Raw genomic sequence first — 20901 nt, 5'->3', positions numbered from 1 at the left:
GAAACTAATAATAGTTTCTTTTTTTTATACTCTAAAAATAAAATTATTTACAGACATATTTACCATTAATTAAGTTAAAATATTGTATGTATACAACCCAATAAATATAGAATATAATTTTAATAGTATATGAAATAAAAAACTTTAAGGTAGGGAATGGTTTTATGGAAAAATCATCTGATTTTAATAAATTGGTAATAAGTAAAGGTATTAGATATAATACTGAGCAAACTAGTAACTTTAATTTTAGTATTATTAATTTATCCGTTGAAAAAGCCGTAAAAGATTGAAGTTTTGAAGGAAAATATCCTAGTTGCTTGGCAATTTTTAGTAATGATGAAGATAATATTGAAAAATTAATTAATGCTCTAGCAGGTTCTTCTGCTATTATGGAGGGTAAAATTTTAATTGATGATATTGATGTTACTTATAATAGTATTGGTTTTGAACGAAAAATGGCTTATGTTAGTATGCATTTACAGAGTTGAAATAAATTATTTAGTATTCAACGTAACTTAGCAAGAACAGCAATTACTAATAAACCCTTTTTACAAGAAATAAGCAATATTAATCAAAAAATTAAGACTGATATTGAAAACTTAAAAAATACAGGTTTAAATTTAGACAGTGGTTATTTTAAAGAAAAATTAATTAATATTATTAAAAATTTTATTAATGAAACACAAAGCACTCGTAATAATTTTATTAAAGAATATCAATATCAAATTAATCATTTTCATAAAAACTTTGCTCAAGAGAAATTTAATTTTGCTGGAAGTGAAAAATTAACAGATATTCTAATTAAAAAATTCACTGCCGAAGAAAAAAATATTATTGCAAATAATAACTTATTATTTTTACAATCTTTGCAAGATCGTATTTCTAGTTTAGAAAGTTTAGTGGGACCATGTTTTTGTGGATGTAATCCACCAAAAGAAAGAAAATGAGAATTTCAACTACGAGAAATTAGTTTTGTTATTAAAGAAATAAATAATTATTTAAATAGGGAGATTAGTACTACTAGAAGTGAAATTAGAACTATGTTAAAAACTTGTAACAATCATAATCAAAATTTTAATAGCGAACTTAATCATTTAGTTTCATATCAACAAATTAAATGTACTCGTAGTCAAATTGATCAAATTTTAGACCAGTGAATTGACTTAGCAGAAGTACAAAGAATTAAATTTAATATGAAACAAGATTTTGTGGCAATGCAACTTTTACCAGATGAAATGCATTTACTTTTAAAAAATATTAAAGATGAAATTAAAATTTATCATGATAAAATTTTAAAAAATCCACAGTTACAAGATAAAGAAACATATCAACAACAATTACAAACTTTATATTCACAGTTAATTGATGTCCGTGATTTAATTAGTGAAAATATTGTTATGATATTTAAACATTTAGAACTAAGTCATTTATTGTCACTACGTTTAACACAATTAACAATAGTAGAGCGACAAATAATAAAAATCATTCAACAATTAATTGTACCTACTAAAATTTTAATTTTGCATAACCCATTTGAACTTTTAAATGTTGATAATAAAGAACAATTAGCAAATTGAATTAAAAAATTACAAAAATTTTTGAAAATAATTATTATTTTTACAACTAATAATCAACTTGATATTAATTTATTAGCGACTAATGTTACTGTTATTGAAAATGAAATAATTATTCAACAAGGAAATGTTAGTGAAATCACTGATAAACCATTATCTTTAAATTTATTGAAAGAAATAAATGAACAGCATATTAATATTGCAAAGGGAGAATGAAATGCTCATAATTTATATTTTTATAATGTAAATTTAGGTAAGTTTGATGTTAAAACTGCTTCTACTATTGCTTTTAAATCAAATGCCATTTTGTTTAGTGCAAAGAAACCACGATTTACTTTTTTAAAAAATTCAATTATTATTAATGGTGTTATTAAAAATATTACTAAAGTTGATGATAAAAAAGCATATTTATTGGTTGAAACTACTAAATCAGAACAATTTGAAGTTTTAACAAATAATAATGATAATTTAGAAGTGGGAACTGTTGGTTGAATTAGTATTACTAAAAATTCAATTTTTGTTTTTGATGATGAAACAAAGCAATTAATTGGTACATGATAGAAAGGATATATAATATGAATAAGTTTAAAAAAGAAGCACAAGCAATTTATGAATTAATAAAAATCAGTAATCCAATTATTATTCATCGTCATATTAATCCTGATGGAGATGCTTTGGGTTCACAATGAGGATTAAAAAAAATTATTGAAGATAATTTTCAAAATAAAAAAGTACTTGTTCCAGGCGAAACAAATGAACATATGGCATCATTATTTCCACAACCAACTTTTGTTAAAAAAGAAGATTATGAAAATGCACTAGTAATAGTCACTGATACAGCTAATCGCGAACGAATTAGTGGTCAATTTTGAGAAGAAGGAAAAAAGATAATTAAAATTGATCATCATCCAATTGTTGATAAATATGGTGATATTGATTTAATTGAAGAAAAGGCTTCTGCTGCTTGCCAAGTAGTGGCAAAATGAGCACAAGTATTGAATTTAAAAGTTTCTGCTTTAGCAGCTAGAGATTTATTTCTTGGTTTAGTTACTGATTCTGGTAGATTTTTGTATCGCTCTGTTAATGAAGAAACTTTTCAGGTTGCTAGTTTTTTAGTTAAACAAAATTTTAATTTATTAGACTTATATCAAAGTTTATATATTCAAAATTTAAAAATCGCAAGATTGAAAGGATATATATTATCAAATTTTAAAATTACTGATAATGGTGTTGCTTATATAATATTTAACGATAAAATAATTACTGACTTACAAACAAAAATTATTAGTCAAAATAAAATATTAAATATTAAAGGCGAAGTTGTTTTAACTAGAGAAGATTTAACTAGCCAAGTTAATGTAATGTCAAATATTGATGGTATTAAAATTTGATTAATTGCTGCTTATGATCAAATGAATAGTAAAATTAAAGTTAGTGTTCGTAGTGCAAGATGAATAATTAATGATTCTATTGCAAAGTTTGGTGGTGGTGGTCATCAGACAGCAGCTGGTGCATATTTACAAAATATTAATGAAGTTGAAAAATTGATTGATAGTTTAGATAAAATTGCTAGTAAATCACCAGAATTAACAAACAATTAAAATTAGAGATGGAGTTGGATATAAATGTATAGTCGTTATAATGAGGGATGAATTGAAGTAATTACTGGTTGTATGTTTGCTGGAAAAACCGAAGAGTTTATGCGACGTATAAATCGTTTACAGTATGCTAAACGCAAAGTGCTAGTTTTTAAACCCAAGGTTGATATTCGTTATGATGCTAAAAAAGTAGTAAGTCATAAAGGAGTATCTATCACAGCGATAGTAATTGATGATCCAATGCAAATATTAAAACATATAGATAAAGAAATAGAAGCAGTTGCAATTGATGAAGTACAATTTTTTAAACCATCAATTATTGAAGTGATTAAAACATTAGCAAATCAAAATAAGCAAGTTATTGTTGCGGGTTTAGATCAAGATTTTCGTGGTGAACCATTTCCTGTTACTAAAGAATTATTAGCTTTAGCAGAATTTGTAACTAAATTAGATGCTGTTTGTGTAAAATGTGGTAAAGCAGCAACAAGAACACAACGTATTATTAATGGCCGGGAAGCTAGATATGATGATGAAATTATTTTAATTGGTGCGCAAGAACAATATGAAGCTCGATGTCGTAGTCATCATCGCGTCTTAACAAATAATCAGAATAGATAAATCAGGTGTGATATTATGAATGAAAAAACATTAGAACAGTTAATGCAACTTACTAAAAAATATAGTGAAATTGAAAAGCAATTAGAAAATCCCGAATTAATTCCTCGTGATAAATACACTGAATTAACAAAAGAACATAGTAGATTAGAACCAATTATTGAACAATATTGAAAATATGAAAAAATTAACAAAGAAATTATTGAAGCAAAAAAGGCATTAGCAACCGAACAGGAACAAGAACTTTGTGAAATGCTTAAAACAGATATTAAAGCAAATGAAATAGAATTAGAAAAAGCAGAAAATGAATTAAAACTAACACTAATTCCTAAAGATATAAATGATGATAAAAATGTTATTATTGAAATTAGAGGAGCTGTTGGTGGCGATGAAGCAAATATTTTTGCTGGTGATTTATATCGTATGTATAGTAAGTATTGTGAAATTCAACGATGAAAAATTGAAACTATTGAAGCAAAAGAAGCAATAAATGGTGGATTTAGTTATATTGCTTTTATGATTAAAGGTAAACATGTATTTGCTAAATTAAAGTTTGAAGCTGGTGGACATCGTGTTCAGAGAGTTCCAAAAACCGAATCACAAGGACGAGTTCATACTTCAATTGCAACGGTTGCTGTATTGCCAGAAGTTAATGAAGTTGAAATTAAAATAAATAATTCTGATTTAAGAATTGATACTTATCGTTCTAGTGGTGCTGGTGGTCAACATGTTAATACTACCGATTCAGCAATTAGAATTACTCATATTCCAACAGGTGTTGTTGTAACTTCACAGGACGGACGAAGTCAACATGATAATAAAGATAAAGCAATGCGGGTATTAAGAGCTAAACTTTATGAAAAAAAAGTTGAAGAAGAACAGGGAAGAATTGGTAATTTAAGAAAAACAGCTGTTGGTAGCGGTGATCGTTCAGAAAAAATTAGAACATACAATTATCCACAAAATAGAGTAACCGATCATCGAATTGGATTATCTTTATTAAAGTTAGATCGTATTATGGAAGGTAATATTGATGAAATTATTATTGCTTTAATTAGTAGTGAACAAAAAGAAAAATTAGAAAATATTGATGAAAATATTACAGTATTAAAGTAAAAAAGGAAGAAATTATTATGGATTTTAAGATTTTAGACTCTAGAACAAAAATTTTGTTTTTAATATCAGTTATTTTTTTATATGCGACATTAGGAACGTTTATTACATTAACTTTTAGTAATGGTATTATTCACATTTTATTTTTAGTTTTAACATTATGATTTGCTAGTGCATCTAGTTTAATTTTTCATTATTTATTATGAAAAAATTTAGAATTTTTACGAAATATTAATGGTAATAATATTAATAATTTTGGTTTTATTATTAGTATTTGTAGTTACATTATTCTTTTTCCAATTATTTGTTTATTAACAATTAGTTTTTTATTTATTTTTAGTATTATTGTTTTAATTCTCGTTGTTAATAATTTAATAAAAAAAACTTCAAGAAATAATAATTCATTTATTAATTTTCAATAAAATATTTATTTTTGGAGTATAAATTAATGACTTATAGAGATTATCTTTTATTAGCAAAAAAAATTAATAAAAAAAATGAACAAATTAATAAGATAATTTTATTAAAGTTTATTAATAAAGATTTATCTTGATTATATGCAAATCTTAGTCAAACAATAGCAATAGATTTTTTAGAATCATATTTACAACTAGTTAAAAAATTTGTTGCTGGTTATCCTTTACAATATATTATTGGTTATCAATGATTTCTTGATCATAAGTTTGTTGTTGATAATAGAGTATTAATTCCTCGTAATGAAACTGAAGAACTAGTTAAAAATGTTTTTGTCTATGCGCAAAACATTTTTAATAATGATAATTTAAAAGTATTAGATTTAGGGACAGGCAGTGGTGCTATTGCTATTAGTTTAGCGTTAAAGAAACCTAATTGAAATATAGTAGCAAGTGATATTAGTAAAGATGCATTAACTATTGCTAAGATTAATAATGATAATTTTAACCTAAAAAATATTAATTTTGTTGAAAGCGATATATTTACAAATCTTAAAAATCATAAATTTAATATTATTGTTTCAAATCCACCATATATTGATGAGACAGCAAATACTTTTTCAAAACATAATTTACAATATGAACCAAAATTAGCTTTATTTGCTGATCATAAAGGATTATATTTTTACGAAGTAATTTTTCAACAATGTCATGCAGTTTTAGAAAAATCTTTTTTATTAGCATTTGAATTTGGTTTTGATCAAAAAGAAGCACTAACTATTCTTATTAAAAAGTATTTATCACAATATAATTACAAATTTATTAAAGATATTAATAATAAATGAAGAATGCTATTTATTTGGCAAGCATTATAACATATAAAAATAATTTAAGAACAATAATTTTGTGACTCAAAAGGTGACTATTTTATTTTTTGAAAAGGAAAATCTCATTTAATCTTTCAATTAGGATAACGGGGGCAGTTTTAATGTGGCGTATCATTGAAATATTAAAATATTTTCAGTATTCTTGTTCGGTTAATATAGCATTTCTAATGGAAAAATTTAATGTTACATTTCGAACTTTACAAAGAAATATTACTTTTATTAATACAATGTTAATAAAAATTAGTAATTGTAATATTTCCAGAAAGCAAGATTACTTTGTAATTAATGGTGACAATGAAATAATAGCAATAAATACTTTGCTTACACAGTTTATCCACATATCCAATGAATATCCTTTTGTTAGAATGAGTAATTTGTTCTTAATATGTGTATGACAAAAAAATATTTAAGTAGTGAGTGACTTATCAATATAAGTAACACAAATAAGTATAATTTAAAAAAAGACATTATTTACTTGAATAACTTTTTCTTTGGACATATTCCGTAATTAAATTTAATTAATTGTCAATAAAATTGTTTTAAAACTATTTAGTGTTATTGAATATAGAAATAAATATTTTTTGAAAAAATAGTTTAAAAAATGAGTTTACATTTTAAACAAAAAATTGTTAATAATATTTTTATATTAACTCGATAAAAATTTAAATTTTAAAAAAATATTTTTAATATTTTTTTTATTTTAATGGTTTTATTTTATTAAAAATTTCACAAAGTAAGTTAAATCTTAAGTACATAAGTCTAAATTTAGATTTTCTACATTTATTTACTAAAATTTTGAATCTTTTCAATCAAGCAAAGACATGTTCAACTTTAATTCTAATTTTAGATACAATCTTATTGTATTTTCTTTCTTGTTTAGTTAATTTTTTATTTTTAGTTCTTTTAATTGGTATTATTGTATTTTTATAAATATTTTGTATACCTTGATATCCTAAATCACCAATAATTATTGTTTTTTCTGAAAATTCAAGATTTGAATTTTTTAATATTTGAAAATCATGCACTTTACCATTATCAGCAAAAATATCAACAATTTTTTTATTAAAAAAATCATATACAATTTGAAATTTTATAGAATACATTCAACTTTTACCAGAAAAATATTCTAACTGTAGTTTTTTTTAGTTGGTCTTTCAATTTCAATCTCAGTTGAATCAATTAAATAAAATTGAAATTCATTTGAATTTTCTTGTTTTTTATCAATTTTTAATTTATATCTTTCTTTTAAAAATTGGTAATCTTTGTGGTTACTAAGTTTATTTTCTACTCAAGTAATATTTCGAAAACAACTTGATGGGCTCATTTTAGATTTAATACTCATTTGAAAAAAAGTATAATATTCTTTTCAGTATAATAAAGTCATCATTAATCTTTCTTCTACTGAAAGTTTATTTTTTCGACCTTTATTTTTTTCTAATTTTTCTATTTCAATTAATTTTTCTAACATTTCATTAAAATGAAAACGTTTTATACCAAAATATCTGTAAAATTCTTCATTTTTTAATTTTTTTAAATTTTCAAAAATCATTTTTATCAACACTTTTCTAAATTTATTGTTAATAACAAAATTATAAAATAAATTTTAAAATTATTACTTGATTTTTCAAAAAAATAATTACGGAATATGTCTTTTGAACAAAATTTAAGATTAAAATTAAAATTTGAACATAATAAAGGGTTTCAATTAGATGGTTACGAATGACATTTAAGATTTATAACCGCTATTATTATTATTATAAAACTTATTAGTAAAGATAAAAAAATCTCTTAACTAATGATAAAGTCCTAACCTATATATACAAAAAAATAGAAATTATAATGATCAATATCGGTTATAAAAAATATTATGATGATCAACTAATATGATTTTTAACAATTCATGTACGAAAAATTAAACTTAATTTTTTTCTTGAAAAAGATGAACAAATTGAATTTAATTTAAACTTAAGTATAAAAAAAGAAGTCGAACATTTTAGATTAATAATTGCTAAAGAGTTTGCTATCGAGTTTGATAAGTTTGAAACCAATTATTTTAATTTCATTTGTTTACTTAATATTAAAGTTGACAGTCAATTATTTCCAAATATAACTTCAGAAATTAGTAACATTACTCAAAAAATATTTTCTTTTATTACTTATGAATATCAGGTGTCTTTATATTCAAATACTTTTAAAAGTAATTTGAATAGTTTTCTTAGTGATAATTGATTTAAATTACAATTTAATTATTATAGTGATATTAGTTTTGCCTTGGATGATACTTTTAAAATAGAAAGTGACTACCAATGAGGGCAACAACTCCTTTTTATTATAAATTCGCAATTAAAAGACATATTCCGTAATTAAATTTTTTAAAAGTCAATTAATAATTTTAAAATTTATTTTATAATTTTGTTATTAACAATAAATTTAGAAAAGTGTTGATAAAAATGATTTTTGAAAATTTAAAAAAATTAAAAAATGAAGAATTTTACAGATATTTTGGTATAAAACGTTTTCATTTTAATGAAATGTTAGAAAAATTAATTGAAATAGAAAAATTAGAAAAAAATAAAGGTCGAAAAAATAAACTTTCAGTAGAAGAAAGATTAATGATGACTTTATTATACTGAAAAGAATATTATACTTTTTTTCAAATGAGTATTAAATCTAAAATGAGCCCATCAAGTTGTTTTCGAAATATTACTTGAGTAGAAAATAAACTTAGTAACCACAAAGATTACCAATTTTTAAAAGAAAGATATAAATTAAAAATTGATAAAAAACAAGAAAATTCAAATGAATTTCAATTTTATTTAATTGATTCAACTGAGATTGAAATTGAAAGACCAACTAAAAAAAACTACAGTTAGAATATTTTTCTGGTAAAAGTTGAATGTATTCTATAAAATTTCAAATTGTATATGATTTTTTTAATAAAAAAATTGTTGATATTTTTGCTGATAATGGTAAAGTGCATGATTTTCAAATATTAAAAAATTCAAATCTTGAATTTTCAGAAAAAACAATAATTATTGGTGATTTAGGATATCAAGGTATACAAAATATTTATAAAAATACAATAATACCAATTAAAAGAACTAAAAATAAAAAATTAACTAAACAAGAAAGAAAATACAATAAGATTGTATCTAAAATTAGAATTAAAGTTGAACATGTCTTTGCTTGATTGAAAAGATTCAAAATTTTAGTAAATAAATGTAGAAAATCTAAATTTAGACTTATGTACTTAAGATTTAACTTACTTTGTGAAATTTTTAATAAAATAAAACCATTAAAATAAAAAAAATATTAAAAATATTTTTTTAAAATTTAAATTTTTATCGAGTTAATATAAAAATATTATTAACAATTTTTTGTTTAAAATGTAAACTCATTTTTTAAACTATTTTTTCAAAAAATATTTATTTCTATATTCAATAACACTAAATAGTTTTAAAACAATTTTATTGACAATTAATTAAATTTAATTACGGAATATGTCCAAAAAATAATTATTTTCCCAATCTTAATCTTTTACAAAATAAATTTTTAATGATTACTTTTCATAAAAGTTTTATAGCAAATGAGAACTGAAACATTCCCTTATATATATTCTTAATTGATGACTCCTATGCTAATAAAATTCAAATAACTTCATTTATAAAAGTAAATTTCCCTAATATTTTAATTATTTCCCTAAAAAATAACTTAAGTAATAATTTTAAGCTTCATTTACTAAATCAAAAACCTTGTATATTAATTGAAAAGGTAAATATCTATAGTAATTATAATTTAGATAAATATAAGAATATTTCTGTCATTAATATTAATGAAAATTCATGAAATTATGAATTAGAAAAAAATATTAATGAAAAAATAAAATGAGTAATGTTAAAAAGAATTCAATATTCAATTGTGGTATTTAATTTTTATATCCAAGAAAAATTTTATAGTATTAAATCTATTTTGTGAGCATTTCAAAAAACATTTATCAAAAAATATAATTTAAATTTAGAATTTTTAGATATTGATGAATGTTCTATAATTAAAAGTCATATTTATGAAAAAATATTATTAATAAATCAATTAGTACCTATCCCTAATTACGAGTTCCCTATTATCCTTTTATATATAAAAAACCCTTTGATATTTCAAAACAAATTTAAAATTCATTTTATTTTCATTTTATTTACTAATAAAAACAATACTCAAAATTATAATTGAATCAATTTGTGACTTTCTTTATTTAAGAAAATGATTAATACTAATATTAAAAGTATTAGTCATATATATAAAATAATACAATCAATCATGATAATTTAATGTTAATTTCCCTTACATTTTTATATAAAAAACATCTTTAAACTTATTGTCAAAGATGTTTTTTATATAAAATTAATAGTATAAATAAAAAATAAATATAAAATCATTTATTTTTAATAAATTTAATAATGATTATTTAACATCACCAGAAAGATAAATCTTAACTTTCATTATATTTTTGGTAAATGAGAATTAAATTTAATATAATCTATTTCTGCATCTTTAAATTGAGTTTCTAATTTTATAATTTCTTTTTTTATAGTGCTATCTAATTCTTTATTGGGAAAAATCATTTTTGTAAAATCATTATTATTAAATTTTTTATCAATTGTTTTTTCAATGATATTTTGAATACAAATTGTTTCTATTATAAATGGTTTATTATCATTATCTTCAATTTCTTTTCTTATTTTTTCAATTTCTTCATTAGTATGTTGTATTCCTATTTTTCTTTTGGGCATATTTTTTGATTCTCCTTCTATATTTAATTTAATTAAAATCTAATATAAATATTAATCTATATTAAATTAAGATGTTTATTAAACCATTAATGAATGATTTTCCAATCTTTAATTAGTAATTTTAAGGTTTATTTTAAATTACAAATATCATTTATAACTTTTTTATTCATTATTTTGAAACAACTATTATATTTAAAATAATAGGTGTATAATTTAGTTAAAATTTATAGTGGTGTTTTCATGATAACTTTACAGCAAAATCAAATTAAAGAAATTAGTCAAATCATTGCTAATGGCGAAGTGGTTGCTTTACCAACAGATACAATTTATGGTCTTGTTTGTAAATTTAATGATGACAAAGCTATTAATAAAATTTATCAAATAAAAAAACGTGATTATACTAAAGAACTGCCAATTTTAGTTGCTAGTTGAGAACAAGCTAAAAGCATTGGTATAATTAGCGATCAATTGCAGTCATTTTTAATAAATAATTTTAGTGCTGGTAAAGTTACTGTTATAGTTTTAAAACAACCTAGTTTAAACACATCATATTGAATAAATAAAAAGACAATAGCAATTAGAGTTAGTGCTTCACATTTTATTCAAAAATTAATTAAATTAACAGGGCCTTTAGTAGCTACAAGTTGTAATTTAAGTAATGAACAACCAATTAACGATTATCATAATATAAACTTGCCTAACTTAAGGTATAGAGTAGCAGGTGAGATTTTAACAAATAAACCATCAACTATTTTTAATAGTTTTAATGATAAAATTATTAGATAATAATTAGATAACAGTATTAAAAAAGGAGATAATACTATGAATTGATGAATAATTTTAATTATTATTGCATGCACAACAATATTGATTTTATTAATTGCACTAATTTTATTAATTAAAAAAAATAAACAAAAGAAAATATTAAAAATTACTGAAGATATAAATACTTTATATAAATACTTAAAATTAAAAAAAATAAATACTAAAGAATTACCAGTTTCAATAGAAAAAATTAAAGAAGATATTTATTATAGTGACAAAGTCATTTTGGGAAAGTATGAAGATCTTAATAAGATTTCTGGCCAAAATATTCTTTTAAAAACTGAATATAGTGATGCCAAAAAATTATTTTTACGTTATAAAATTAAAGACATTAATCTTATCAAATCATCAGATTTTATACCTTTAAATCAAATAGACTTGTTAATTTCACGAAATAATCTTTATTTTATTGATTCTTTTGAACTACAAATAATACCATTAGTTAATGTTAAAAGTATTACATTTTTTTGAGAAAAAAATAATTATATAAAAAATAAACAAAAATATATTGGTATTGAAATTAATTTTCAAAATAAACGTTTATTTTTTCTTTTTAATAAATATGAAAAAGCAATTAGTTTTGCTGTTCATGTTATTAGTTTATAACAATTATTATTTAGTAATTAAAAATTTTGCTTTTTTTGTGAAAATGATATAATTATACAAAATATATTATTAGGAGCAAAATTATGGCAAAAAAACACTTTAAATTTAATACTTGAAAGTTTATTCAATTTACTGGCTTTTTTTTAATTACTTTAGGAATTATATTTTCTTTTTCTTCTTTTAAGGTTAGCCTATTGTTATATTTTGGTTTAGTATCAGTATTAATAGGTTCTATTAATATTTTAATTTACTATATTTTTATTGGAACAAATAGTTATAAAAAATATTCAAGAAAACAAAATAATAATAAGTTAATAATCAAAAATAATTAAGAAATATAAAGTTAAAACTAAAAACTAAGAAGATTAGTTTTTTCGAGAGAATAATAGGTGAAAAACTATGAGAAAAATATTAAAAGTATTTAAAACGATGTTTTTAACGAGCATTATTTCTTTACCACTTATTGCATGTGATAAGGTAAATGATGCAAATCAAAAATATGTTGATATTAGTAATATTAATATGGAAGTTACTAATGCTCCTGTTGAATTAAATAAAGATATTTATAATACAGCTTTAATTAAATTTAAAACTAAAGTACAAACTGAAATTAATAAATTAGTTCCAGAAGGAAAAAACCAGAAAATGGAACCGATTATAAAATAACAATTGTTAATCATAATGATATGTATGCTAAAATTGATAAATTTGAATCACTTGCTGTTAATGTATCTGCTTCAAATAATAGTAATATTTTAAAAGGTAGTTTTAATGCTTGTGTAAAATTAGTACCAAAAGTTAAAGACATTAGTAATGTTAATATTGATAAGCAAGAAGAAAAAATTAAAATTAATACCACTACTTTTGGTGAAGCAATTGCTTTACGTTGTTTATCATTAATTGAAAGTAAAATTAATGCTATTGTTGCAACAGCAAAACAAGATAGTGACTATATTGTTAATGTAGAAGGTCATACTTTATCAGAATCTATTAAAACATTTGATGATGTTCATATTAATGTTAATGCTATTGAAGATGATTATCATTTTTTATTACATGGTAGTTTTAGTTTTGTCTTAGCTTTTGTTAAAGATTAATTTATATTATTTTGGGTAATAAAAAAGAAAACTTGATTTTCATTATTATCATAAAAATAAAGTAGTATAGTATGGGGTAAGCATGTCAGAAGTAGAAAAATTATTAACAATGAATTATGAAAATGTTTGTAATTTTTTAAAAAATAAATATGGATGTATTTCAAAAAATTATTTTTCAGATGCAACAATGTCTAAGAAATCACAAGGAATAACAAGGGGAAAAGAAGGTTTATATATTCATCATATTGATGAAGATAAAGCAATTTGTTATCTACTCCCAAATGAGCTCAAAAGTCACCATTTGCCTATCAATATGCTGATCGATTAGTTTATTGTAATTTATTAGAACATTTGGTTTTGCATATTAAAATTTTGAATATCCTCATCCAAATAAACATAATTTTATGGAAGTTGGTGTTGGTGGAATTTATGCTTTTATTGTTCCTGAATTAAATGATATTTATAGTGGTATTCAATATAAACAACCATGAAAACAGAAAGTTACTGAAGTTGTTTTACCATTAAAAGGAGATTATTTTAAATGTATTAAAAAATTAGTAGAACTTGGGTTTTCTTATCCTTTGCTTACTTCTTTTAATCATCAATTTGGTACATGAAATAATAGAAATAATAATAGGTTATATGAAGAAATGAAAAAAATGGGTGTTAAACAGTAACTTTTTTTTATTGTTATTTAATCATAAATAAAAAATGTTAGTAAATTACCAACATTTATTTTTATTAAGTTTATGAAAAAGTTAATTGACAATGATTTTGATTAGTTATTGGTAATTGTTCACTATTAATACTTGTTATATCGTTATTTCTTAATAATGGAGTTCTTTCAGATATTTGTTGTTCGTTATTACTTTCAACATTAATATCAGAAATATTTGTTGGAAAACATTTATCATAAATATTTGAAATGGAAGTGCTAATTCCATACCCTAGTTTAGAACCTAAAAATGCTCCAATAAAAGTTGAACCTGTTATACTAACCATTATTCCAAAGAGTGCCATTCCTGCTTCTGGATCATATAAAGCTTCCTTATTTTTTGAAATTAAATCATAATAAAAATAACTTATGCCACTTAGCGCTGCACTACCACCTAATATTCCACCTGTATATGTAAAGTATTTTTGAATTTTTTTCATTTTTTCTCCTTTCAAAATAAAAAAACTATTTATTTTAAAATTAAAATAATAGTTTAAAAACTTGTATGAAGTTTTATCTTTTAATTTTAACATAAGATTTTTTTTGATAAAAATAAGACAAAAATTACTATTAATAGTTTATTGTAAATATATAATTTTCTATATCAATAAAAGAAATTTATTGAATTTATATTTTAGATTATAATTTTTTAAAATAAAAACAAAGTTATTAAAATATAATTTATAAATTATATTTTTATTTAGTTAATTTTGAACTATAAGAATGTTATTAACAATTAAAAAAATAATTTTTGAATAAATCTTTTATCTTTTTTCGTTATTTTTATTGTTATTTTATTGATTTATAAATTAAAAGGCGTAAAATTTCATATTAGTATATATTTTAAATTATTGAAAATATACGCATTAAAGATAAAGGAGTGTTTTTAGTGGAAAGTAGTAAAAATCTGTTTATTGTTAATCATCCTTTAATACAAGATAAATTAACAAGAATTAGAAATCACTTAACCCAAAAAAAAGATTTCAAAGAGAATTTAAGCGAAATTGCAACGTTAATGGCTTATGAAGTATTTAAAGATATTCCTCTTGATGAAATTGAAGTTGAAACACCCATTACTAAAGTTATTGGTAAAACATTAACCAAGACAATCATTCTTTCTCCGATTTTAAGAGCAGGATTAGGGATGACAAATGGATTTGAGTATGTAGTACCTAATGCAATTATTAGTCATGTTGGTCTTTATCGTGATGAAGAAACTTTAAAACCACAAAAATATTTTTTTAAATATCCCAAAAATATTAAAAATATAAGTGATGCATTAGTATTTATCTTAGATCCAATGCTTGCTACTGGTGGTACTGCTGACGCTGCTATTAAAGAATTAAAAAAAGTAGGTTTTAAAAATATTACTTTAGTTTCCATTGTAGGAGCACCAGTAGCTATTAAGAAAATTAATCATAATCATCCTGATGTTAAGATTTTTTTAGCAGCGTTGGATAAAGAATTAAATGATGATGGTTATATTGTACCTGGATTGGGTGATGCTGGTGATCGAATTTTTGGAACTAAATAAATATTTTAATGGAAAAAATTAGAAATAACCTTTTTCTTTCAATACTTTTTACAATGTTATGCTACTGATTATTAATTAATGTAGGATTAATTATAACTGTTATAATTAATACAAACCATTGGTTATTAATTGCTGGATTTAATATTGGTTTTATAGGAAGTATGATTGGGTTATGCTTTTTATATTTATCGTCAAAATGATTAACCAGCGGAATACATTTAAAACAAACCTTAGCATATTTTGGATTCTTATTAAGAATGTTAATTTATGGTTCAATTATAGTTTTGAATATTTTCTTTAACTTTGCTAATATTTTTACTATAATTGCCGGAATGTCAATATTAATGGTTGCTACTATTACTGCAACATTATGTGTATATCAAAAAAATAACTTAAAAGAAGGAATTTAAATGGAAACTTTAGCTGGATTGGAAAGTTGGAATTATTTACAAATTATGCCACAATTGGTAACAATTTTGATAACAACAGTCTTTATCAGTGTTATTAGTTATATTTATTATTATAAAGTAAAACGAATGAAGCCTGATGAAGATCCAAGAGGTATTGTTTTAGTTGTTGAATTAATAATTAAATCAGTTGAAAAAATTGTTGTTGATGTTCTTGACGTAAAGTATAAAAACCTGACAGTTTATTTGTTATATGTAATGGGTTATATTTTAATTGGTAATTGATTATCAATTATTGGTCTTGAACCACAGTCATCAATGTATACTGTTACTTTATCAATGGCATTAGTTACTTTTATTGGAATATATTATATTGCTATTAAATTTCAGAAACTTTTATTTTTTAAAAAATTTATTATTAACCCTCTAGAATTAATTACTCAATTTGCACCTTTGATTTCTTTATCTTTTCGTTTATTTGGTAATATTTTAGGTGGAAGTATTATTTTGGCAATGCTTTATGGGGTAACTGCTAATATTTGAAGTAATATCCCAATTATTGGTCAGATGAATTTATTAATTGGTGTAATTGGACCATTCTTACATATTTATTTTGATTTATTTGCTGGAAGTATTCAATCCTTAATTTTTGGCACCTTAACTCTTGTTTATTGGAAGTTACAAATGGAGGAAGGAAGTTCTCATAAGGGAGAACTTACTATTAAATTACCAAAAAAACTTCGTAAACAACAAGCAATAAATCATGAAGAAGAAATTTATACCGAACGTTCAATTATGGAAAAAAAATAAAACACAAAAAGGAGAATTTATTTATTATGGAATTATTAACAACAGTAATGACACATGTCTTTCATTTTTTTAATCATTTAGCAGCTGATCCTAATGGATTGATGAATTTAAAGTTTGTTGGAGCTGGAATTTCAACTATTTCTTGTGCAGGAAGTGGAATTGGTCAAGGTTTTGCTGCTGGTAAAGCTGTTGAAGCGGTTGCTCGTAATCCTGAAGTAGAATCTAAAATTAGAACACAATTTGTTATTGGTGCAGCTATTGCCGAATCAGGTGCTATTTATGGATTAGTTGTTTCTCTAATTTTAATATTTGTAGCATAAGGTATTAAAAATATTAAAAAGTAGGTGATTTTATGAATTTTAATTTCAATGATTTAGTATCAGGTGATGATATTGTTAATCAATTATTTCCCAATCTTCCTGTTTTTATTGCTCATATTTTTGCAACATTAATTTTATTAATGGTACTTTGAAGATGAGTTTATGCTCCGTTTCGTAAGGTTTTACATTCGCGACATTTAGTAATTAAAGAAAAACTTGATGATGCTGCTTGCAAGCAATCATTAGCTAATCAAGATCGTGGTGAAGCTAGTCAAATATTAAAAGCTGCTAAAATTGAAGCTCAGGAAATTATTGCTAATGCACAAAATGATGGTTACAATAAGCGTAAACAAATTATTGATAAAGCGCAAGAAGAGAGTATGCGTATTACTAATCAATCAAATCGTGATTTAGTTCGTGCTCGTAAAGAGGCAGAAGCAAAGATTAACGAAGAAATCAAAGTAGTAGCATTAGAAGCAGCTAAAAAAATTATTGGTGCTGAAATGAATGCTAAAAAACATGAACAATTAATTACTGATTTTATTAAGAATTTGGAATAGTGGTGAAGTTAAATGATAGATGAAGGATTAGCTAATCAATGAAGTAATGGTCTTTTTCAATTAGCAAGAGAAATAAAAAAAATTACTCAATTTGCTGAAGAAAGTAATAAATTAATTGATATTTTTACTACTTATCCAGAATTTATTGATATTACTAGTAGTAGTAATATAACTATTGAAACACGTAAACAAATTATTAGTGAAACTTTTAAAAATCATATTGAACCATATATGTTAAATTTTTTCTTTTTGTTGATTGATGAACATCATTTCCAGTGTGTTCGTTTCATTTTAAAAGAATTTCGCAAATTATGTAATGAATATCAAGATGTAAACTATGGCATTATTTATTCAGTAATAGAACTTTCAAACCAACAAATAAATCAAATAAAATTGAAAATTGAGAAAGTCATTAAACATAAGATTAAAGTCGTTAACAAGATTGATAAATCATTAATTGGCGGTATTAAAGTTAAAGTACGGAATCAAGTTTTTGATGGTTCCGTTAAAGGTCAAATTGATCAATTAAAACAAGAATTATTAAGTCATGAATAGAGGTAAAACAAATGTCCTTAAACGTTAATCAAATTTCAGAAATTATAAAAAGCCAAATTAAAAATTATGGTAAAAAAATTAGTGCTAATGAGGAAGGCATTGTTGTTACTGTCGGTGATGGAATTGCGCTAATTCATGGTTTAGATAAGGCTGTTAATGGTGAATTAGTATTTTTTCCTAAAAGTAATATTTATGGTATGGTTTTGAGTTTAGAAGAAACTGCTGTTGGTGTTACTTTAATGGGGGATGACACAGGTATCAAAGAAGGAGATATTGTTAGTAGAACAGGTAATGTTGTTGAAACACCAGTTGGTAATATGCTTTTAGGAAGAGTTGTTAATGCACTAGGGCAAAAGATTGATGGTAAAGGTCCAATTAAAACTACGAAAACTAGACCGATTGAAAGAATAGCACTGGGTGTGATGACTAGAAAATCTGTATCAGAACCTTTAGCAACAGGATTATTATCAATTGATGCAATGATTCCGATTGGCAAAGGTCAAAGAGAGTTAATAATTGGTGATCGTCAAACTGGAAAAACAACGATTGCTATTGATACTATTATTAATCAAAAGGGTAAAAATGTCTTTTGTGTTTATGTTGCTATTGGTCAAAAAGCTTCAACTGTTGCTCAAATTGTTGATAAATTAACACAACTAGGGGCAATGGAGTATACAACTATTGTTGCTGCTACTGCTAGTGAAGTTGCTCCTTTGCAATATATTGCTCCTTATACAGGAGTAACTATTGCCGAAGAATGAATGGAACAAGGTAAAGATGTCTTAATTGTTTATGATGATTTAAGTAAACATGCAGTGGCCTATCGTGCTATTTCCTTATTATTAAGACGACCACCAGGAAGAGAAGCTTATCCAGGAGATGTTTTTTATCTTCATTCACGTTTATTAGAGCGTGCAGCTAAATTAAATGAAAAACATGGTGGTGGGAGTATTACTGCCTTACCTATTATTGAAACACAAGCCGGTGATATTTCTGCATATATTCCTACTAATGTTATTTCAATTACTGATGGTCAAATTTTTTTAATGTCAGAATTATTTAATGCCGGAATTCGTCCAGCAGTTGATGTAGGTTTATCAGTTTCACGGGTAGGTTCATCAGCACAAATTAAAGCAATAAAACAAGCAGGTGGAACATTAAAATTAGAATTAGCACAATTTCGTGAATTACAAGCTTTTTCACAATTTGGTTCTGATTTAGATGAAAATACTAGAGCTGTTATTGAACATGGTAAACGTGCCATTGAAATTTTAAAACAAAAACAAAATGAACCATTAAATCAAATTGATCAAGCAATTATTTTATTAGCAATTAAAAATAAGGCAATTAAATGATTACCAGTAGAAATGATGGATTCTTTTAAAAAGGAAGTAATAACTTATTTTCAAAAACAACAACGAAAAAGTTATTTAAAATTACAGCAAGATCAAGCATTTAGTGAAGAGTTACAAGTGAGCATTAGTCAAGGCATTATGCAGGTTGTTTATAATTTGACCAATAAGCTAAATGACTATAATCCTAAAATATATGGTAATCTTGAAGAATGGGAAACATTAATTAAAACATTCAAATAATGTATTAGGAAGGTAAGGTGAAATATCATGGCTCAAAGCATGGAACAAATTAGACAAAAAATTAAATCTGTTAATACTAGTTATAAAATTACTAAAGCAATGCAACTAGTATCAACAGCTAAATTAAAAAAAGTAGGTAAAAGAATTGAGATGATTAAACCTTATTATTCTGAAGTTTATGATACATTCAATCAACTAATACCTAAATTAAGTAATTCAATTTATTTAAAAACAAAGGATCAAGTTATTAATAAAACAATATGAGTCGTTTTTAATTCTAATTTAGGATTATGTGGTGGTTTTAATAATAATTTAAATAAATTAGTACTAGAACAATATCAACCACAAGATGAAATAGTTGTTATTGGTAGTAAAGGAGTTTCATACTTTACTAATCATCATTGTAAAATTATGCAATCTTATACTGAAATTAACATTCAATCATCATATAATGAGTCGCAAGAGATATCTTTGTTGTTACTTTCTAAGTTTAATAATAAAGAAACTGATGCTATTAAAATTGCATATACAAAATATGTAAATACGGTAACAACAATTCCAACAATTATTGATTTATTACCAATTGTTTCTATTAAAACTAATCAAGAAAGTAATTTAATTCAAACTGATTTTGAACCAGACGCTAATACTGTTATTAATAGTGCCATTCCTTTATATGTTGGTGCCATTGTTTATGGTGCATTAGTAGAATCACAAGTGTCAGAGCAAGCATTACGAAGATTAGCAATGGAAAATGCTTCAAATAATGCCAAAGAAATGAAAGATAAATTATTAGTAAGTTATAATCGTGCCCGTCAAGGTGCTATTACCCAAGAAATTTCAGAAATTATTGGTGGCGCTGATGCCCAATCATCATAATAAAGGAGTAA

General features: G+C 23.4%; 28 protein-coding genes. 24 read left to right on the top strand and 4 right to left on the bottom strand.

Annotated features, from left to right (window positions below; genetic code table 4):
- Positions 1–164 precede the first annotated feature (164 nt).
- The 6 genes from AAHM89_RS11705 to prmC are packed head-to-tail and all read left to right on the top strand — an operon-like array spanning position 165 to position 6188.
- A complete protein-coding gene (locus AAHM89_RS11705; protein WP_342266437.1) occupies positions 165–2135 on the top strand; it encodes a hypothetical protein in 1971 nt (656 codons plus the stop codon).
- Between the two features lie 14 nt (positions 2136–2149).
- Positions 2150–3175, top strand: coding sequence for a bifunctional oligoribonuclease/PAP phosphatase NrnA (locus AAHM89_RS11700; protein ID WP_342266436.1), 1026 nt, complete (start codon positions 2150–2152; stop codon positions 3173–3175).
- Between the two features lie 24 nt (positions 3176–3199).
- The gene (locus tag AAHM89_RS11695; RefSeq protein WP_338988100.1) at positions 3200–3790 is read left to right on the top strand and encodes a thymidine kinase; all 591 of its coding nucleotides are present in this window, start codon (positions 3200–3202) and stop codon (positions 3788–3790) included.
- A gap of 15 nt (positions 3791–3805) precedes the next feature.
- Positions 3806–4903 (top strand): peptide chain release factor 1, encoded by a 1098-nt coding sequence (prfA, locus tag AAHM89_RS11690; RefSeq protein WP_342266435.1) that lies wholly within the window; start codon positions 3806–3808, stop codon positions 4901–4903.
- Between the two features lie 17 nt (positions 4904–4920).
- A complete protein-coding gene (locus tag AAHM89_RS11685; RefSeq protein WP_342266434.1) occupies positions 4921–5322 on the top strand; it encodes a hypothetical protein in 402 nt (133 codons plus the stop codon).
- Positions 5323–5348: 26 nt separating this feature from the next.
- On the top strand, positions 5349–6188 hold the full coding sequence (gene prmC, locus AAHM89_RS11680) for a peptide chain release factor N(5)-glutamine methyltransferase (RefSeq protein ID WP_342266433.1): 840 nt from the start codon (positions 5349–5351) through the stop codon (positions 6186–6188).
- A 707-nt stretch (positions 6189–6895) separates the two neighbouring features.
- Here the strand turns inward: prmC and AAHM89_RS11675 are convergent.
- Together AAHM89_RS11675 and AAHM89_RS11670 are read right to left on the bottom strand one after the other, a co-directional pair.
- The gene (locus AAHM89_RS11675; protein ID WP_339045908.1) at positions 6896–7303 is read right to left on the bottom strand and encodes a transposase family protein; all 408 of its coding nucleotides are present in this window, start codon (positions 7301–7303) and stop codon (positions 6896–6898) included.
- 23 nt (positions 7304–7326) lie between these two features.
- Positions 7327–7749 carry a transposase family protein gene (locus tag AAHM89_RS11670; protein WP_339045912.1) on the bottom strand — a complete coding sequence of 141 codons (423 nt, stop codon included), beginning with the start codon at positions 7747–7749 and terminating at the stop codon, positions 7327–7329.
- Between the two features lie 96 nt (positions 7750–7845).
- On the opposite strand from AAHM89_RS11670, the gene AAHM89_RS11665 reads away from it, so the two are divergent.
- From AAHM89_RS11665 to AAHM89_RS11650, 4 genes are all read left to right on the top strand, one after another.
- On the top strand, positions 7846–7992 hold the full coding sequence (locus AAHM89_RS11665) for a hypothetical protein (protein ID WP_342266432.1): 147 nt from the start codon (positions 7846–7848) through the stop codon (positions 7990–7992).
- A 47-nt stretch (positions 7993–8039) separates the two neighbouring features.
- Entirely contained in the window at positions 8040–8567 is a 528-nt protein-coding gene (locus AAHM89_RS11660; protein ID WP_342266431.1) for a hypothetical protein, read from the top strand.
- 83 nt (positions 8568–8650) lie between these two features.
- A complete protein-coding gene (locus AAHM89_RS11655; protein ID WP_339045912.1) occupies positions 8651–9073 on the top strand; it encodes a transposase family protein in 423 nt (140 codons plus the stop codon).
- Positions 9074–9096: 23 nt separating this feature from the next.
- Positions 9097–9504, top strand: coding sequence for a transposase family protein (locus AAHM89_RS11650; protein WP_339045908.1), 408 nt, complete (start codon positions 9097–9099; stop codon positions 9502–9504).
- Between the two features lie 1192 nt (positions 9505–10696).
- Here AAHM89_RS11650 and AAHM89_RS11645 read toward each other — a convergent pair.
- Positions 10697–10987, bottom strand: a complete 291-nt coding sequence (locus AAHM89_RS11645) for a hypothetical protein (protein ID WP_252319341.1) — start codon at positions 10985–10987, stop codon at positions 10697–10699.
- Positions 10988–11227: 240 nt separating this feature from the next.
- Between AAHM89_RS11645 and AAHM89_RS11640 the strand changes: the two genes are divergently transcribed.
- The 6 genes from AAHM89_RS11640 to AAHM89_RS11615 all read left to right on the top strand — a co-directional run bounded on the left by AAHM89_RS11640 (position 11228) and on the right by AAHM89_RS11615 (position 14192).
- Positions 11228–11773, top strand: a complete 546-nt coding sequence (locus AAHM89_RS11640; RefSeq protein WP_252319343.1) for an L-threonylcarbamoyladenylate synthase — start codon at positions 11228–11230, stop codon at positions 11771–11773.
- 36 nt (positions 11774–11809) lie between these two features.
- Entirely contained in the window at positions 11810–12418 is a 609-nt protein-coding gene (locus AAHM89_RS11635) for a hypothetical protein (protein ID WP_342266430.1), read from the top strand.
- Positions 12419–12817: 399 nt separating this feature from the next.
- Complete coding sequence (locus AAHM89_RS11630) at positions 12818–13084, top strand: hypothetical protein (RefSeq protein WP_342266429.1); 267 nt, start codon at positions 12818–12820, stop codon at positions 13082–13084.
- A 20-nt stretch (positions 13085–13104) separates the two neighbouring features.
- On the top strand, positions 13105–13515 hold the full coding sequence (locus AAHM89_RS11625) for a hypothetical protein (RefSeq protein ID WP_342266428.1): 411 nt from the start codon (positions 13105–13107) through the stop codon (positions 13513–13515).
- 82 nt (positions 13516–13597) lie between these two features.
- Positions 13598–13843, top strand: a complete 246-nt coding sequence (locus tag AAHM89_RS11620; RefSeq protein WP_342266427.1) for a hypothetical protein — start codon at positions 13598–13600, stop codon at positions 13841–13843.
- 76 nt (positions 13844–13919) lie between these two features.
- Positions 13920–14192 carry a hypothetical protein gene (locus tag AAHM89_RS11615; RefSeq protein WP_342266426.1) on the top strand — a complete coding sequence of 91 codons (273 nt, stop codon included), beginning with the start codon at positions 13920–13922 and terminating at the stop codon, positions 14190–14192.
- Positions 14193–14262: 70 nt separating this feature from the next.
- On the opposite strand, the gene AAHM89_RS11610 is transcribed toward AAHM89_RS11615, so the two are convergent.
- On the bottom strand, positions 14263–14670 hold the full coding sequence (locus AAHM89_RS11610; RefSeq protein WP_342266425.1) for a hypothetical protein: 408 nt from the start codon (positions 14668–14670) through the stop codon (positions 14263–14265).
- A gap of 440 nt (positions 14671–15110) precedes the next feature.
- On the opposite strand from AAHM89_RS11610, the gene upp reads away from it, so the two are divergent.
- The 8 genes from upp (at position 15111) to atpG (ending at position 20890) form a co-directional block, all read left to right on the top strand.
- Positions 15111–15764 (top strand): uracil phosphoribosyltransferase, encoded by a 654-nt coding sequence (upp, locus tag AAHM89_RS11605; RefSeq protein ID WP_425289653.1) that lies wholly within the window; start codon positions 15111–15113, stop codon positions 15762–15764.
- A 257-nt stretch (positions 15765–16021) separates the two neighbouring features.
- The gene (locus AAHM89_RS11600; RefSeq protein WP_338975744.1) at positions 16022–16174 is read left to right on the top strand and encodes a hypothetical protein; all 153 of its coding nucleotides are present in this window, start codon (positions 16022–16024) and stop codon (positions 16172–16174) included.
- On the top strand, positions 16175–16981 hold the full coding sequence (locus AAHM89_RS11595) for a F0F1 ATP synthase subunit A (protein ID WP_342266424.1): 807 nt from the start codon (positions 16175–16177) through the stop codon (positions 16979–16981).
- A gap of 26 nt (positions 16982–17007) precedes the next feature.
- Positions 17008–17301 carry an ATP synthase F0 subunit C gene (gene atpE, locus AAHM89_RS11590; RefSeq protein ID WP_281749185.1) on the top strand — a complete coding sequence of 98 codons (294 nt, stop codon included), beginning with the start codon at positions 17008–17010 and terminating at the stop codon, positions 17299–17301.
- 32 nt (positions 17302–17333) lie between these two features.
- Positions 17334–17861, top strand: a complete 528-nt coding sequence (gene atpF, locus AAHM89_RS11585; protein WP_342218515.1) for a F0F1 ATP synthase subunit B — start codon at positions 17334–17336, stop codon at positions 17859–17861.
- A gap of 12 nt (positions 17862–17873) precedes the next feature.
- Positions 17874–18416 (top strand): F0F1 ATP synthase subunit delta, encoded by a 543-nt coding sequence (locus tag AAHM89_RS11580; RefSeq protein WP_252319360.1) that lies wholly within the window; start codon positions 17874–17876, stop codon positions 18414–18416.
- 11 nt (positions 18417–18427) lie between these two features.
- Positions 18428–20011, top strand: coding sequence for a F0F1 ATP synthase subunit alpha (gene atpA, locus AAHM89_RS11575; protein WP_342266423.1), 1584 nt, complete (start codon positions 18428–18430; stop codon positions 20009–20011).
- A 27-nt stretch (positions 20012–20038) separates the two neighbouring features.
- Entirely contained in the window at positions 20039–20890 is an 852-nt protein-coding gene (gene atpG, locus AAHM89_RS11570) for an ATP synthase F1 subunit gamma (protein WP_338958301.1), read from the top strand.
- The last annotated feature ends 11 nt before the right edge of the window (positions 20891–20901 follow it).

The organism is Spiroplasma endosymbiont of Villa modesta (genome assembly GCF_964030925.1).
Classification (GTDB): Bacteria; Bacillota_I; Bacilli_A; order Mycoplasmatales; family VBWQ01; genus Spiroplasma_E.
The sequence above is the reverse complement of the archived record's forward strand: the minus strand, read 5'-3'. Positions and strand labels throughout refer to the sequence as shown.